Origin of the sequence: Mesorhizobium sp. LSHC420B00 (genome assembly GCF_000503055.1) — a bacterium.
In the GTDB taxonomy this organism is placed as follows: Bacteria; Pseudomonadota; Alphaproteobacteria; order Rhizobiales; family Rhizobiaceae; genus Mesorhizobium.
Genome location: NZ_AYVY01000017.1, coordinates 1 through 15558 on the forward strand (window position 1 = coordinate 1; position 15558 = coordinate 15558).

General features: G+C 60.3%; 16 protein-coding genes and 1 tRNA gene. 5 read left to right on the forward strand and 12 right to left on the reverse strand.

What is annotated here, in order from left to right; all coding sequences use genetic code 11:
* Positions 1-431 (forward strand): zinc-binding dehydrogenase (locus X760_RS60930; RefSeq protein ID WP_023720455.1); only part of this gene is annotated, 431 nt, incomplete at its 5' end.
* A 164-nt stretch (positions 432-595) separates the two neighbouring features.
* Positions 596-672 (forward strand) — tRNA-Arg (locus tag X760_RS60935).
* Between the two features lie 131 nt (positions 673-803).
* On the opposite strand, the gene X760_RS60940 is transcribed toward X760_RS60935, so the two are convergent.
* Positions 804-1205 (reverse strand): hypothetical protein, encoded by a 402-nt coding sequence (locus X760_RS60940; RefSeq protein ID WP_023720456.1) that lies wholly within the window; start codon positions 1203-1205, stop codon positions 804-806.
* Positions 1206-1363: 158 nt separating this feature from the next.
* Here X760_RS60940 and X760_RS60945 point away from each other — a divergent pair, with 158 nt between their 5' ends.
* Both X760_RS60945 and X760_RS60950 read left to right on the forward strand, forming a co-directional pair.
* On the forward strand, positions 1364-1711 hold the full coding sequence (locus tag X760_RS60945; protein WP_023720457.1) for a hypothetical protein: 348 nt from the start codon (positions 1364-1366) through the stop codon (positions 1709-1711).
* Entirely contained in the window at positions 1708-2019 is a 312-nt protein-coding gene (locus X760_RS60950; RefSeq protein ID WP_023720458.1) for a DUF6804 family protein, read from the forward strand. Before X760_RS60945 ends, X760_RS60950 begins: the two co-directional genes overlap by 4 nt.
* A 13-nt stretch (positions 2020-2032) precedes the next feature.
* Here X760_RS60950 and X760_RS60955 read toward each other — a convergent pair whose 3' ends face one another.
* From X760_RS60955 to X760_RS60965, 3 genes are all read right to left on the reverse strand, one after another.
* Positions 2033-2299, reverse strand: coding sequence for a pyocin activator PrtN family protein (locus tag X760_RS60955; RefSeq protein WP_023720459.1), 267 nt, complete (start codon positions 2297-2299; stop codon positions 2033-2035).
* Positions 2296-2589 (reverse strand): hypothetical protein, encoded by a 294-nt coding sequence (locus tag X760_RS60960; protein ID WP_156948129.1) that lies wholly within the window; start codon positions 2587-2589, stop codon positions 2296-2298. The genes X760_RS60955 and X760_RS60960 overlap by 4 nt, the downstream gene beginning before the upstream one ends.
* Positions 2590-2699: 110 nt before the next feature.
* Entirely contained in the window at positions 2700-2987 is a 288-nt protein-coding gene (locus X760_RS60965; protein ID WP_023720461.1) for a hypothetical protein, read from the reverse strand.
* Positions 2988-3132: 145 nt separating this feature from the next.
* On the opposite strand from X760_RS60965, the gene X760_RS60970 reads away from it, so the two are divergent.
* On the forward strand, positions 3133-3372 hold the full coding sequence (locus X760_RS60970) for a helix-turn-helix domain-containing protein (RefSeq protein WP_023720462.1): 240 nt from the start codon (positions 3133-3135) through the stop codon (positions 3370-3372).
* Positions 3373-3417: 45 nt separating this feature from the next.
* Here X760_RS60970 and X760_RS60975 read toward each other — a convergent pair whose 3' ends face one another.
* The 8 genes from X760_RS60975 to X760_RS61000 form a co-directional block, all read right to left on the reverse strand.
* Positions 3418-10107: a hypothetical protein gene (locus X760_RS60975; protein ID WP_023720463.1), complete on the reverse strand. Its 6690-nt coding sequence runs from the start codon at positions 10105-10107 to the stop codon at positions 3418-3420.
* Positions 10108-10133: 26 nt separating this feature from the next.
* Positions 10134-10418 carry a hypothetical protein gene (locus X760_RS60980; RefSeq protein ID WP_156948132.1) on the reverse strand — a complete coding sequence of 95 codons (285 nt, stop codon included), beginning with the start codon at positions 10416-10418 and terminating at the stop codon, positions 10134-10136.
* Between the two features lie 23 nt (positions 10419-10441).
* On the reverse strand, positions 10442-10672 hold the full coding sequence (locus X760_RS73785) for a hypothetical protein (protein ID WP_051409706.1): 231 nt from the start codon (positions 10670-10672) through the stop codon (positions 10442-10444).
* Positions 10672-11343, reverse strand: coding sequence for a hypothetical protein (locus X760_RS60985; protein ID WP_023720465.1), 672 nt, complete (start codon positions 11341-11343; stop codon positions 10672-10674). The genes X760_RS73785 and X760_RS60985 overlap by 1 nt, the downstream gene beginning before the upstream one ends.
* Positions 11343-11927, reverse strand: a complete 585-nt coding sequence (locus tag X760_RS60990) for a hypothetical protein (protein WP_023720466.1) — start codon at positions 11925-11927, stop codon at positions 11343-11345. Before X760_RS60990 ends, X760_RS60985 begins: the two co-directional genes overlap by 1 nt.
* Position 11928: 1 nt before the next feature.
* Positions 11929-12192, reverse strand: a complete 264-nt coding sequence (locus X760_RS60995; protein WP_023720467.1) for a hypothetical protein — start codon at positions 12190-12192, stop codon at positions 11929-11931.
* 15 nt (positions 12193-12207) lie between these two features.
* Positions 12208-12993: a terminase small subunit gene (locus X760_RS0138615; protein WP_023720468.1), complete on the reverse strand. Its 786-nt coding sequence runs from the start codon at positions 12991-12993 to the stop codon at positions 12208-12210.
* A gap of 1153 nt (positions 12994-14146) precedes the next feature.
* Positions 14147-15334, reverse strand: a complete 1188-nt coding sequence (locus X760_RS61000; RefSeq protein WP_023720469.1) for an AAA family ATPase — start codon at positions 15332-15334, stop codon at positions 14147-14149.
* Positions 15335-15558 lie beyond the last annotated feature (224 nt).

Genomic DNA, 15558 nt, shown 5'->3' on the forward strand with positions numbered 1-15558 from the left:
CCGCTGCCCGGCACGCCGAAGATCTCCGCGGCCTCGGAGCCGAGCGGGTCGTCGAATCGATCGAGCTCGCCGAAGGACTGTTCTCGCTGATTGCCGAGTCGGTCGGCGGCAATAGCTTCGCCCACGCGATCGAACGGGTGGCGCCCGGCGGGACGATCGTCATGTTCGGCTCGAGCAGCGGCGAACTCACGCCCATCGGCTTCCGCCAGTTCGTTCCGGGTCACGAAGGCGCGCGGCTGCAGACCTTCGCCTACTACGCTTCCGGTCCCGAGGTAGGCGCCGATATCGCCTCGCTGCTCGCGCTGATCGCAGCAGGCCGGCTCGAAACCCGCGTGGTCCTGACCGTGTCGTGGCGGGACGTCGGCCGGGCCCTCGACGCGCTGCGGCAGCGCAGCATCAGCGGCAAGGCAGTGCTTACCATGACCGAATGAGCAGGCGGTGGCCGCCGGACGGAACGGTGTCTGTCTCCCCGGGGCTGCTACGACAACGTGAGCCCGCCCGCGATTGGCCGTTGAAGCCGGCGCCTGCTTCCGCTAAGAAGCCGTGGCTGGCCGGTTACCCGGCTGGTTCGTTTTCCGGATCACCGATCCTGAAAGCACCCGTAGCTCAGCTGGATAGAGCGCTGCCCTCCGAAGGCAGAGGTCACAGGTTCGAATCCTGTCGGGTGCGCCAAGATATCGAACGAGATCAGCGAATTATGGCTTAGAGCTATCGCCCCTCCAATTCTGTCATCCTTCAGGTAAGCGTAGGGTAAGCAGAAACCTAAGTTCGAACCGTCCCTTGGGCGCGCGGGACACTGGGGATCAAATCATAATGCTGTTGGCTATGATCTGGGTGACAATCAGCCCAAAGAAGTAGGGAAGCGAGATCGAGACAACGAAGCTGGTGACCCCTGAAAACCACAAGAAAGCCTCTCGAAAGCGGGCCGGTAGCTCAAAGTGCTCGGCGGCTGCGTGCAGACCGTAGCGTATGTAAGTTCCGATAAATAGGAACGCGCCGCCATAAGCTAACAAGTACAAAACTAACACCGCAGGCGAACCACTCTTTTGCCAGGCTAGTTGTAGTGCGCTCATAATAATCAAGCTTTCGATCGTTACGAAGATGAACTCATGCACCGCTTTGGTGTTGCCGAGCCATTGTTCAAAAAATGATTTCGGCTGATCGAAGTCTCGTAGTGTTCTAAACATGCGAAATAAGATCATCATGCACCTTTTGCTGAGACGCCAACGCGGCCACGGTCCCTCGCCGAATCTTTGCATCCGTGCGCTGCATTAGACAAGCGAGGTATTAGCAACGAGGCCACAAACGTCTTGTTATAATCCCCAACTTAAGCCATCCTGATTATGGGTTTGGGGGATCAATCATGAAAAATTTTGTTACGTCAGTTCTCGGCATCGTCGGCGTCTTTGGCGTGATGGCGATCGGGCTTGGAACGCTCGCGTTCTATACCGTTGCATTCGAAGCTGGTGCTGATGAATGGTTCGGATGGCATGGATGGTGGGTGCCGGTTCTGTTCTTTGTCGCTGTGATCATGTTTCGATCAGGCCTGCTAATCGCCGCCGCAATGGTGATTGGCGGCTACGGAGCATACTATACATGGGAATGGCCGATTTGGATCGTTGTCCCGGTCTTCTTCCCAGCACTTGCGTTCATGCTTGCCGGCTTGCTGGTAGCGGCTGTCGGCGGGGTGACGGAGCGCGTGCGCGGATGATTAGAATTGTCGCGATTTGCGCTGCGGTAGCGCTCACCATCGCAACCCTGTCCTTGCCATACGGGTACTATCAGCTGCTGCGTCTGGGAATTTTCGCTGCCGGCATCTATTGCGGCATTAAGTTGAAATCAGCCGATGACGAGAAACTTGCCTTCTCTCTTTTCGCCGTCGCGCTGGCCTTCAACCCATTCTTGCCGGTATTTCTTTCGCGGGAAATTTGGTTGCCAATTGACCTCATTTGTGCGGCCTTGTTCGGCTTCGTCGCATATCGATGCGGAAAGAAGATCCCGGCAATCGGTTCAAAGTAGCGGAGCCGTCTCGCTACCTTCGCCCCTGTAGCTGGTCGTTCTCTTTCTTCGCGGCCTCGACGCGCTTGTCAATCCAGGCGGCAAGGTGGGGCAGATACACGCCCCTAGCCGCCTTCTGGCTGTTCTCGATCCGCACCACCGGCAAATCGATCTCGCCCTCTGTCGTCTTGCGGATGAACTGTTGAGGCGTGAGGTGGCTGAAAAAGGACGCGCACACCTTCTCGACGGGGATCACAGCTGCGCCGTCGAATTGCGCCATGAGTAAAAAAACGGTGTTCATTGGTCTCCTTTAATGCCGTTGTCTAAGGGCGCGACGAAATCGCCCCACACGAAAGATGCGCGCCATTGGGCCTCCTCGACCCCGCAAACGAACACAAATAAGGCCTTGTCGTCGGCTGGATGGGTTTCCCAATCCGGATCGTTCCCCATGACCTGGACGATCTCCCAGTTATCACACGGCGTAAGCTCGTCGCCGTCTACGGTCCCGTCCGCGGCTGTTCGCCATTTCGCCCAGTAGTAGCCGGGCTCAAGCGGGATCTGCGGTACTCTGTGGCCGTATGGAATGCACATCTGGTGAACCCTAAAGCTGATCGGAATCAAAGCCCGGATGTTCTGCCATCACGACGGCCAAGCCGACACCTGTCAAGTTACCCAGGTTGCGAACAAGAATTCGGTCCCTCTCAATTCAATGTCCCAAGTCCAACGTCCGCCCAGTAGGTTCCGTCGATCCAAGCGGCAGCTGTGGCCTTTATCCGGATTTCCGTTTCGCTCTGCGCCGGCAGAGACGAGATTGTTTCCGCAATGGCGAAGGCCGGCGCGCTCGCAGCGTCGATCGCCGCGAACTCCTCATCAACGCTGATGTCCTCGGGCAACGCGTCGATCTTCGCTTTGGAATAGGTCATAGCCTGATGCAGCAGGATGCCGAGGAAATTCATTTCGCCTTCGAAGACAATGCCGTTGCGGTCCATGATGCCCGTCCTTCCGTTTTGGTTCAGTCAACGGTATCCTTTATAGATATTCCGTTGTCCCTTATGGTCAATGATGCAAAACCAGTTGTCAAGCCATTTCGGATAATCTATTATCTTTTTTAGACACCACGAGGGGAATGCGAGAATGATCAATGCAGAACAGATGCGCGCCGCCAGAGCGCTGCTCGACTGGACCCGTGACGACCTCGCGGAAAAGTCTGGAGTGTCCGCGCCGACAATTAAGCTTATGGAAACGCGAGGCACCGAGCGAAGTGTAATCGCTACGGTGAATGCTGTTCAGACGGCCCTTGAGGTTGGCGGGGTTGCATTCATACCGGAGAACGGCGGAGGCGCTGGAGTGCGCAGGAGGGACAGGAGGGCATGACCTCGCCACTGCGTGAAGTCGTCCCCGCCAAGGATGAGGGATAACTTAGCCCCCAATCCGGCCGAGCAGGTATTCAAGCGGCGAAACGTCCTTGCCCTCCGCTTGTCGCCATGCAGCATCGACAAAGCGATTGATCTGAACAGCCGGCAGGCCGGTAGCGAGGCAGGTCGCGTTGATCACCGCCTTAAGATCAGACGCATTGACCTTCCCATCTTCTAGGAATGGGGCCGTGAGAATATCAGCTACGCCCTTGCCGCCGCGCACCACGTCCTTGACGAAGCTGCCGTATGCTCCTCCCGCCTCAAAGCCCTGCATTGCGCTCACGCTGTCGCGGATGAACGGCAGCGTTCCCATGACGGAAAACGCTGTTTGCTTGGCGAGGAACGCCGCCCATTCATCATCCTTGTCGTCTTCGTCGTCAGGTAGCCGGCCACGGATCGCAGCGCCCACAACTGCCTCAAGCGTGAACAGGAAAGCCATGTCCAGCGTCCAGGACAGAGCCTCTTGTGCCGAGCGCGCGGAAAATCCGTCTTGACCGATTAAACGCTTGGCCTTCGCCGTCCGCTCATAGGCGACATTGAACTTGGCGAACATGTACGAGCCGAGCGCCGTAAACAGCCGTACAACGTCATTCTGGCGCGCGGTGCGTGAGACCGAACCGCGCTCGACCGCCGAGCGATCGGCGAACAGGCCAGACGCCTGGGCGCGCTTCACCACGGCGTCAGCATGCGCCACGGCCTTGGCCTCATCGTTGCCGTATTGCCGCAAGCCCTGCCGATAGCCGGCCAGCCATGTCGGCACATCGGCGAGATACCATTGCACCTTTGTCATTAGCCAGAAGGACATTGGCCCGACGATCTCAGCCTTTATCTCTCCCCAGCGCGAGGCGACCGGCCCCGTCTTCGGATCTGAATAGAAATCGAAGATATCCTTGTTGAACGTGGTCTGACGCGAGGCCATGAACGGCGACTTGGCCGCAATGTCGCGCGCCATGCTGACCGGGTTTTTCGCCGCCTGCATGATGCCGACAGCCATGTCCTTTTTGCCGACAACGACCATGGACTGAGACAAGCCGGTCACCTGCATTGCGACTGTCGAAATGTTGAACGCCAATTTAGCCGCGGTGAAGTTAGATTTCAGTGTGCGCGCCGCCCGGCCGACCAGATCGGCGGATTTCAACTCGCCCTCAGCCACGTCCTTTAGCCAGATTTCCAGCGCGTCAAAATCGGCCTGCTTTCCGGCTTCCATGAACGCCGAACGGATTTCACCGTTTTGGAGAATGCGCCAGGAGTTCGCGACCGGCTCACTAAGCTCCAGGTCATAGATCACCTGATTGACGTGACGGTGCAGGACCGACATATCAAGCTCGACATCGCGGCCAGAGGATCGCACGCGCTCTTTGAGGTGCCCTTGCCGTGTCTGCGCTTTGCCAAACCGGCCGGCCTGGAGCGCCTGGGCGATGTTGTTCGCCTCATCATCGCGAGCAAGCGACGACAGACGCGGATCGTATTTGAGCGGGTAATAGCCGCCCTTCAACGTCTTGCCGGCGATCTCGACCGGCGTTGCCTCGACCCACTCAGGTTCAACGCCCGTGGCGCGGCGCTCGCGAGCCGCGATATCGTCGCGGAACGACCCGACATAATCCCACACCGATTGCACGAAAGCGGCGTCTTTCGCGTCGAGCGTGGCGATCACGGCAGCGATTTGAGCCTCAGTCAAGGATCCTCTAACTTTTGGATCGGTGAGCCTCGCCCGGTTGCCAGCGTTGCCGAGATTGAGCGCAACGGCGATCCGCTCCCACTTCGAAAGCGCATAGCCGAGTTCGGGGATATGATCGCGGACGGCCATGCGACGGCGATCCGCCTTGTCATAGACGGCATACAGGCTTTCGAGATCGCCCGCCGCTTTCAGCTTTCGCACTGTCAGACGATCCATTGCCTCATCGATCGGCGTCTTGATGTTGCGATAGGCCGCGCCCAAGTCCTTGAACCCGTCGATCTCGCGCAGGATCGTGCCGGCGTTCAGCACCAGGTCAAAGAACTGGCGAACCGAATGGCGCAACGCTTCGCCCTTGGTCCCGACGCGGCCGGGCGGGCGCTTCGGCATGTTGGCGTCAAAGGCCGCGACGACATCGGTAACGACCGCCTCAAGCTCGCGCTGCTTTTGCGCGTCGATCAGCTTGTTCCATCGTGTCGCCATGTGCTCCAGGTTCTTGAGGCTGTCGACCACGCCGCGCATTTCTTCGACCGGCAGGGTTTTGTATGGACGCCTCGCCGCGTCACTTAGGACGGCCTCAGGGATGGCAAGCTCATTCTCCCGGCCCGCAGCCGTCATCGCGGCGACGAACGCGTTCAGCGCCCCGCGCCGGCCCTCAGCGGCCCCACTCAGCTTGCGGAAGTCATAGCGCTCAAGGATTTCATCGATAGCGCCGAGATAGTCCACCTGGGCGTTCTCGCGCCGGCCAGCGCCCGCGATCCGTTCGCGCGTCGATTTCTTGCCGAGCTTGGCAACGAAATTCTCCGCCTTCTCGACTTCACCGGCCACATTGCGCGCTTCCATGTAGAGCGCGTGATTGACCAGTTGGCGGCGCTTGGTCTCGACCAGCTTCGCGACCAGATCGTTATAGCCCAGCGATGTTGCGGTGCGCTCGCCGCCCTTGATCGTGAACGCATTGCCCGACTTGCTGACGGCCTCGCGATCAGGGACCGTGAACGTCGATTGCGTCGTTTCGAACTTGGCGTTGTAGGCGTCAATCGCCGTGGCGACGGTATCGGGCGAGGTGCTGCCCTTGGACGCGGATCGAGCTTTTGTTTCGATGCGACGGCGCGAGGCGTCTAGCCAGACCTTTTCACGAGACAACATCGCGCCGAGCTTCGCAGCGTCGTCAGCGGCCTTGCGTTCGGCGGCGAGGAACCGGCTGGAGTTTACGGCATCGCGGACGCGCATGCGGGCAATCGACGCGCGAGCCGACGCGCGAGCCTCTTTCGCGGTCATGCCAAGGCCGGCCCCAGCCACCTCGACAACGGCCTTGAGTTCGGCCGCGATCCATTGCCCGCGCTTGTCGCTGTGCAGCGCATCGAGTGCCGCCGCCTCGACCGAGCCGTCAGTCAGCACGTCGCCATGCCGCTCGCGCATGAGCTTGTCCGTTTCAGCCTCAATGGCTTCCTTGCGCGGCGGAGCCTTTTCGAGAGCCTGGACAAGCTCATCGCCGCTATCGAACCCGAACCAGCCGGCCGCGTCGTCGGGGTCAACGCCGCCCTCGACCGCGTAAATGGTTTGCATGCCGCGCGGCAGCGTCTTCAAGACGCCCTCGCCGTAGCGCTGCACAAGGATTTCCTTGGACAGCCGGATATCGGGCATTCCTTCCGGCTCCGTTTCGGCGTCCCACCAACGGCGGTTGCCCATCCATTCCCATGCGCGATAATAGCGATAGGTGTTGACTTGGCGCTCGACTTCCTCGCGAACCTTGGCGCGTTCTTCCTTGAACCACTTCTCTTGAGCGCGCTTCACCGGAGCCATCGCCTCGCGCAACAGCCGCGCCTTGGCGTCATCCTCAGCCTGATCGCGCAGCTTGAGGAAGGAGGCAAATTCGCCCGGCGTCAGGCCCATTTCGTCAGCCGTGGCGAAGATCGGCCCGCGATCGCCGGCCTGCTCCTTGGCTTTGGCGATCTCATCATCCGAGGCAACCATGCGGTCGAAGACCTCGCGAATGCCGTCCGACACCGTGACGTTGAGGCCAGCCAGCCGGCGATAGACCGAGATCAGCCAAGACCGGAATTTCTCGAATGCGCCGCGCAGTTCGATGGACGGCGCTTTGCCTTCCATCAAATAGGCTTCAAACCCGCGCGCCCATTGCTCTTGCATGCCGACGTCAACCGCCGCGTCCTTCATCAGATCGCCGGTCGTTCCGTTGGCGAGCGCCGCGTTCACATCATCGGCGGTCAAGGTGACATCGGGCATAACGCGCATGCCGTCTTTCGCCACGGCGTCGGCGTTCTCGCCCCACCATGCCTTGACACTTTCCATGTCGCCGGAAGATGACGCCTCGCCCTTGGCCGCGAGATCGCGCAGCACGGTCAGGAAGTAGTGCCCGCTCTCATGCAGGAACGTCGATAGGTCCGCGCCTTCGAACAGGCGAACAACCGTGTCGCCATTGCCGACGCCGCCGCCTGGGAATTGGATTGAGCCGCGCGGGCCGCGCACGTCGCCGGATTGGCCGTACTTCTTCCCCTCATCTGCCTGATCGGCTTGAACGGCAGCACGGATCGCGGCGTCGTCATCATCCAACCCGACGCCCAGGCTCGACAGATACGCCTCGATTTGGTCAAGCTGGGCGGAGTGATCCGCCGCAGCTGCATCAGCCGGAACCGCATAGTCAGCTTCGCCGCGCAATTCGCGGTCGATGGCATCGAGCAACGCGTTACCGATGTTAGGAACCTCGCGACCTTCCTTTACCGCGTTGCGATAGTCGGTCGCGACCGGATCGTTCACCAGATAGCCGGCCTCAATCGCCGCCTGGGCCACATCATCAATGCCGTGCTTCTTGCCGCTCGTCTGCCCGAACATATCGCGCACGCCGTCGACTATGCCGCCGCGCGCCAACTTGAGCGACTTCTTGCCCTTGCGCTTGATCACGGCGGCATCGCGAGCCTTCAAGTTCCCGCCTACGTCATTGATGCCGCCGTAATCGGAAATGAACTCAAGCAGCGATTGCCGCTTGTCGAAACCGGCAGAGCGGCGAGCTCGGGCCTCCGCGAGCGTCCGGTTCAAGGCGTCAACGTCGCGGAACTGCATGCCTTCCGGTATCGATCCGCTCACCTGTGGCAGCGGATAAGCGGCCATGAAGTCTTCGACCGTCTGCCCCGAGCGTTCGGCCATAGTGCGATAGAACGCCGGATAAAGGGTGGCCTCAGTGGTGGCTACATCGGTCGACCGGCCTGCCTCGCGCAACCGCGAAACCATCGTGTCGTAGATTTGCTGTTCGAAGGACCGCGAGCCCTCATCCTCCAGGCGTGCGGTCTCAGCGGCTTGGAATGCTTCATCCATTGCGTCTTGTGCGCGTTCGTTGAACTCCTTGGCCTCCAGCGCCGTGAACTCATTCGGATCGAACCGCATGTTTTCCATGAGGAAAGCGTCGTGTTCGGTGCCGGCGATCTTGGCCGCGTAGGTGGCAGTCGGGATTTGCAGATCGCCGCCGCCCGCAAGCGCAATGTCGAGATCGTCACGGCTCACGCCGTCGAGTTCATCGACCAAGGCGTAAGGATCGACGCCGAGGCTTTGGAAATACGTTGAGAACTGTTCGGCCGGGACATAGACATTCTCCACCGGCCCGTTCGCGGTTGCGGCCTCGACAAACTGGCGGAACTTGTCGGGCGTGCGAGCGCGCACCGCCGACGCCTGGGCGTTGGCGGATATCTCGCCAAGCTGGGCGACCGTTCCCTCAGCGGTCTTGGCCTTGCGCCGATTGGCTGCAAACTCTCGACCGGCCACGCCCATGTCAACGGGAGCGGTGGCGATCTCCGCGACACCCTCCGCAACGATGTCGTTCCAGTCGATTGGCTGACCAGATGCAACCCGAGCGCTGTATTCGCCGGCAGAGCCGAGGATCGCCTGTTGAGCGCTTTGCGCTATCGCTTCGACAATGGGATTGTGAGACGCGGCCTTGCCGGCGAGACCACCGGACAGCAAATCGAAAGCGCCAACGATTGCGCCGCGAATGACGCCGCGCTTTGCCGCTTCCTCCAAAAGTTTCGGATCAGACAGAACGCGCTGCACGTCCTCAGGCTTGCCGAGATCAATCCCCTTTTCGGCCAGGAAATCGGCCGGCGCAGTGTAACGTTCTGTGGCGTAAGAACCGCCGCCGAGAACGCCGACGCCAAGCGCCGGGTTGAACCGGCTAGCAACGAGCGCCGCCGCGAGTTGCGGTGCGCTTTCGCCGGCCGTCTCCATAGCCCACGACAGACCGCCGATAGGGTTCTGTAGGAACGCGGTGCCGAAGTTGGCAATCGCTTGGCCGGCCGTCGCGTCCTTGACGATTGCGGCCTTTTCGAACGACTGTGCGGTCGCTGATTTTGGCGTTGCCGCAAGTCGGTCTTGGCTGGCTTTGACGCCTTCCGCGAATTGCACCGCAGCCGCGTTGTCATCCGCGCCGATCATGTCGGCGTAGCGGGCATCTACCCAGCGTCCGAACGCGCCGAGGTATTCCGCGCCCGTCCAGGTCTCAAGCGGGTTGCCCTGCATATCCTTCAAGCCGGAACTGGTTTTCTCCTCCTGGAGGATTTGCCCGAACAGCTTAGAGCGGTCGCGGTCGCGGCCGGCCGTCTGTTCGAACATGAATTGATTGCCCATCTGGCTAAGGCGATCACCAGAGCGTGACAGCGTGTTCGTCACACCGCGCCCGAAGCCTTCGAACCAGGACAGGTTTTGAAGATCGTCGCGGGCGAGCGCCGCATTGTCGGGGCTGCGCAGCCATTCGGTCAGGCGCGGCTTTGATGATAGGATCGTCTTGTTCTTCTGTTCTTCGATCTTTTGCTGAAAGACGTTCCGGTACTCGCGGACCATTGGCAGCGGCGGAACCGGGTTGCCTGTGGCCTTGCCGAACTCGTTTGCGAGGTTCAGATCGCCGGCTATTTCGTCGGGCTTCTCGTTAACCGAGCCGAGCACGACTTGCGCCGCACCGACGCCGTTCTGTTGCTGCTTATCTTTCCAGGCGTTATAGTCCGCGATTGTATCCAAGATTGATCTCCTTTAGGCGAATTTTTCTATGGGTGCAGAACGAGCCGGAAGCCTTGCCGATAGCCGACTTCGACAACGGAGACGCCGGTGTCCTTCAGTCGAGCGCTCAGGCCGTCAAATGCTTTTCTAAGCGCGCGGTACATGACCGTCGGCGATGGCCCGCCGTCTGGATCGTCGGCGTACAATGCGTCGAAAACTACATGGCTCATCACCGGCATGCCCTTGCCGCGCCAGACAGCTTCAAGAAGGGCAGCGGCGTGGCCGCTGATGCGACGCTCCGCAATCAAGTCGCCAAGTGCCGGGGCAGACACAGACTGGTTGCAGCAGGGGCAGGTCACCGTATCGCCTTCGACTTCCGAGCCTTTGCCCGGCGTGCTGCGGCCTCGCGGATTTCCGGCGCACGGGCAAGCAACGCGTCCTCTAACCGTTGAGGCTTCGGCGGCTGTGGTGGTAGCGTCGAGCGCAGCCATGCGATGTGTTTCACATGGGCCAAGAAGTCATCCAGCGGCCAGTTTAAAGCCGCCTCACCCAGCCCCTCTTTGATGTCGTCAAGCGGCCCAGGCATCAGCGGTATCCCCGACGCTTGGCTTCCTTGATGGCCGCTCGGACCAGTTTCGGGTTATTGCCTGCACCATGGCGCTCCAAGCTTGCGACGACACCAGGACTGACTAGCTCCAGGTCTCGGATGAATTGCCGCGCAATGGTAAGATCGGCGTCTGTTACACCTGCCGATGTCAATTCGGTCATGCTTGCAGCAAAGCCTGCCTCGATCTGTTCGGGTGTTGGCGGCGAGAAGCTATCGGCGCTCTGGCGAACGATAGTGAAAGCTTCCTCAATCGTCGCAGTATCGGTTCCAGACGCGCGGAAATCCTCAGACAGCGCCGCCGTCGCCGCTTTCAAGGCGCTAGCCCGCTCAGTGTCGCCGTCCTTCATTGCGTCAAGCGTGAACTGATCCAGTTCACCGCCAACAGCGCGCTCATAATCTACGTCCTTCCGAGCCGCATCATCCCTGAAAAGGATCGACGCGGCGTCGTCGTCTTTACCGGCAGGAGGCGAGGCCTCGGCCTTGCGCTCGCTCGGAAACATCGCGGCGGCGGCAGGGTCAGGCTTGCCGTGATTTCCCGTCAAGCGCTGTTCCGCAGCTGCATGTTGCGCCTGGGCCCATTCCGGCACCGACGCAGGCTTTGACGGCGCATCATTTGGGAACAGGATGCTTGCGTGATCAATCTCAGCCATCACGCAGTCTCCTGTTCGTTTTCGGCTGCGAGCAAAATGACCCATGCCGAAGTCGCGATTTCTGTCACGGACTTGCCCGGGCCGGAGAGCCGCGCACGGCCATCAGCCAGGCGGATCAGCTTATCGATCGCCATTACTGCGAGACCCATCTGCCCTATGGGTCCGACCGACAAATTGACCTGCGCGCGTCCCAGGTTTTGCCGGATAAGTAGTTCTTCGGCTGCGATCTCAGGCAAGGATGCGGTTATTTCCGCAATCGCCGCATCAATGCGCTTGGTGGCGGCAAGGAGGCGCTTTGCATGGCCTTTCGCGGCGTCGAAGTGTTTCCGGCGCTCAGCTTCCGCCTTGGCCTCGCGAGCGGCGGCTTCGGCCCGCTGCGCTCGTGCCAATGCGCGATTGAGTATCAGGCGATCGACGGCCAACCGTTCGATGCGCTGGTTTATCTCAGCGGCCTTCTTGCCAGCTTCGGGTGCGCCGGCCACGGCGTCGGTCGAAACTTTGCCGAATTCGGCGTCCAGATCAGCAACAAGGATGTCGAGTGCGCCGATCTTCTCCAGGATTTGCGATGACGTGATGGTGGTCATCTTAGGCCACTCCTGCCCAGGCATCGGCAGCAAGCGCCGCGATGGTCCTATCGCCCGCGATCGAGGGCTTGCCCATCTGGTCGAAGGCCACCAACGCAAGGCGCTCTTGGTAGGCGCGGCTTGGTTCCGATACGGGCCGTTGCTGCCTGATTTCGGCCTCAGCGGCGTCGACGGCTGCCTTGGCAGCGCGGACTTGACCAATCAGCGTGTCAAGCTCAGCGGCCTTCGTCTGGATGGTCGCAATATTGGTGGCTATGTCAGTCATCGGTTTCCCTTTCTCTCACGTGTTGCGGCGGACACTCAAAAATCCGTCCTCAGCGTTGTCGTAATCTGTGTCGGCAAAGCCCTGCCGATCCGGGTATTGCAGGATGGGTTGATACGGAGCCGGCAACCTCGGTGCTTCCCAATCGGCCGAGACAGCCGGCGAAGGCGCGGGGGCCTGTTCCGGCTTCGGCGCGACCTTCGTCTTTGGGACAGGTTCGGGCGCTGGAGACACCGGCTTATCTTGAGGCGCATCCGTCGCCGGCACGTCCAAAGCTTGAGCGCGCGATAAGCGCGCAAGCCGATCGGCAAGGCCGTCCAAGCCCTTAACCTCCAGCGTATCGCGGAATGCGGCGACCGATACATGCCGCCCAATCGCCTCTAGGCGGCGCACGCGATCAGAGAGCTTAACTTTCCTGGCTACGCCGATCTGCTTCCGGTCTTCACCTCGACCGTCGAACAATTCCTCAGTCTCGACACCAGCAACTAACCCGCGCCGCCAGACTTCCGGCCATTCGTGGACCGGCAGAAGACTGCCCGTCTCCTCCTCGTAGAGGTCTGCAAGATCGGCCTCGACTTCCTCGTGCAGCCGCTTGAGAAGGTAATCGGCATCGACCCCGACGCGATCAAGCCGCTTTTGCTGTCCTTGCTCAATCGCAGCCAGTATCTCAGGATCGTCCAGGAGCCGAGAGGCCATGGCATGCGCCGACGACGATGCATACCCAGCGCGCAACGCGGCTTCTGTGGCCGTTTCCGACCTCAGATATTCTTGAATGAACCGCCGCTGACGATGCGTGAGTGCCATAAGGCAACGGGTATCAGCGCATGGTTGTTGGCAGTTTCCGCCTTGCACAAATTAGCACTTTTCCGTCTCAGCATGAAAAAGCCCGCCGTCGCGGATTATCGCGAAAGCGGGCAAGGAGGAGAGGCGCGTCAAGGCATCTTCGCCCTGACGCGCTCAACAGCGATTTGCGTTATGCCGCTATATCAACGCGACGCCACGGAAGACGGCTCGGAGATACATTCCGTAGAAAACGGACGATATCCGACCGGCCATAGAGACGATGCCGCTGCGCGCCCAAAAGCACTACAGGCTGACCAAGTCGGAGGCTAAGTGCTCCGATTAGGTCGTCGGCTTCATCGTGGTTTTCAACGACATGATCCCGTACCGAGGCTACGGCAAAGTTCACGCCTTGCTCTTTCACAAGAGCGATCTGCCACTGTCCCATTATGCAGCCCTCCGCTTAGCGGCGGCGAGTGCCTTACTTTCAGGGAAACGATGGCCTTTCAACACTTCATTGACCCGCCCAGGGTTTACCCGGTACGTCGCCGCGATGTTGTGCTGAAATTGTCCATCCCAATGACGAAGCCAAACGTCGATGGCGTCATCAAGGGTTAGTTGGTAGGGTGGTTCATTCTCATTCATCGTATAAGACTTTCTTTATGTCCTACACGGTGGGGACGTTTTTCCCTCTTGACACGCGGACTCTGGATGTCCAATTAATGCCGGAGTGATCACGACCCCACCGCAAGGTGGCTTCAAAAAGGCCCGGTTGGCGTTGACGCGCCTTCCGGGCCGCTCGTTGTCTACCGTTAACTTCCGGTAAACCTTGCGAATTTGGGAGAGCTCGTGCGATTCTGCAAGCCCCCCTATGCAAAATTATTAGAGTTGGCAGACGAAATCGTACGGCGGTGCGAAATTTTGCCGCGATCCGACGGGGCGTCACCAGCCTCCCGTGCCAATCAAAATCCTCGACCAACCACATAGCGATCTGACGAATTGGACGCGCGCAAGCCGCCTTCCGGGCGGCGCGCACCAGCGCGGCGGGGGAGTATGAGGGGGGAGTTCGGGGAGGGAGTTCGGTGGGAGATCGCTGGGAGTTCGGGGAATTCATGCGGGAGATCGGAAGGGAGTTCGGGGGAGATCGGGCCGAGAGATCGGGGGGAGATCGGGACTGTCAGAAATGAATTCGTAGCCTCGACAGCCCCTTGTCGGTAAGCACGAGTTGAGTACTGCCCTTGCCGTTCGCCTCATAGGAGACTGAGGCGATTTCTTCCTTTGTAAACAGCCGCTCCATTGCGCCCTTGAACTTCGCGCGGCTGATTGTTTTGCACATTTCGGCTAGCACTTTCGGCGCATAGTTCGGCCCAGACGACGCATTCGCGCGACGGCCTTCCTTCTCCCGTTTGGAAAGCAGCTGTAGGAATGTGAATTCTATCTCTCGGTCTTGCTGATCGCGGTCGAGGGTCGCAAGGGCTTCCCGGTCCGGTCGGAACATGCCGCGATCCCATCGCAGCACGACCTCAGCGCCGCTAGGTCCGTAGTTCGCTTTCTTGCTTGAGAGGACGCGAATGTCTGGATCAGGGTCAGTGTCGCCCTCTGACTTTGGCGCCGTAAGGTACAATCGCGACCGCACGGAATTGCCCCACCCGGTCGAGCCAGATTGCCCAGAGCCGGACGCCATCCCTGAAACGGACGGGTGCGACAGAAGGACGATCGCCATGTTGTGGGCGATGCACAGTCGCCGCAGCGACCGGACGAACATGCGGACTTGAACGCGAGACAATTCGTTTCCGCCGAACACGTCCGCGCGCGTATCCAGGACGGCGCATTTCGGGCGCAATTGCCGGATCGTCGCCTCGAACCGATGGTGTAGCGCCGTCAATTCGAGGGTGAGTTTGCCCGGCGCTGCCAGTTCAGTGGCATCAGCATCCGTCAGATCAGCCAGATAGAAATTGCGTAAATCGCCGGGCGTTAGCCCCATGCCGGTCAGGACCGCATTGCGCCGCCGAAGTATTTCGTTCGGCTCGTCCTCGCACGAAAGGTACAGAAACCCGCCCGGCTCAGGCATCGTGCCGAGCCAATCACGACCGGCAGTCATGGCGATGCCGAGTTGCAGCGCGAGCAGGGATTTGCCTAAGCCGCCGTCGCCGGAAATGTCTGTTACATTGCGATCAGGGATAAGGTCGGGAACGATCCAGGCGCGCGGTGCGACGTCATCAACGGGCACCGTCGACAGGTTGATTGTGGTGAGCGGCGCGACCGTTTGCCGATTAAACGGCCGGCGCAGCGTCTCACTGGAAGGTGCGAGCGCGGCGGCATGCTCAGCAGGGCCGGCAGGAGGGAGAGGGCCGTCATCGGCCATCCCTGCCCTCTCAGCTGCCTCCGCTTCATATACATCAAGCGGAGGCAGATCACGCACAGCGCGCCGCCCGTCTCGATATGGGGCGCTCTGCACAAGGCGGCAACAGGCCGCGCTGTTCTAATTCGCGGCGACGGCGCAATTCCGGCTCCAACCCATAGCGGGAGATTAGGGCGATCAGCCTCTCGCGGGTTTCGGCGGTATCCTTCGGATGCGTCCACCCATCC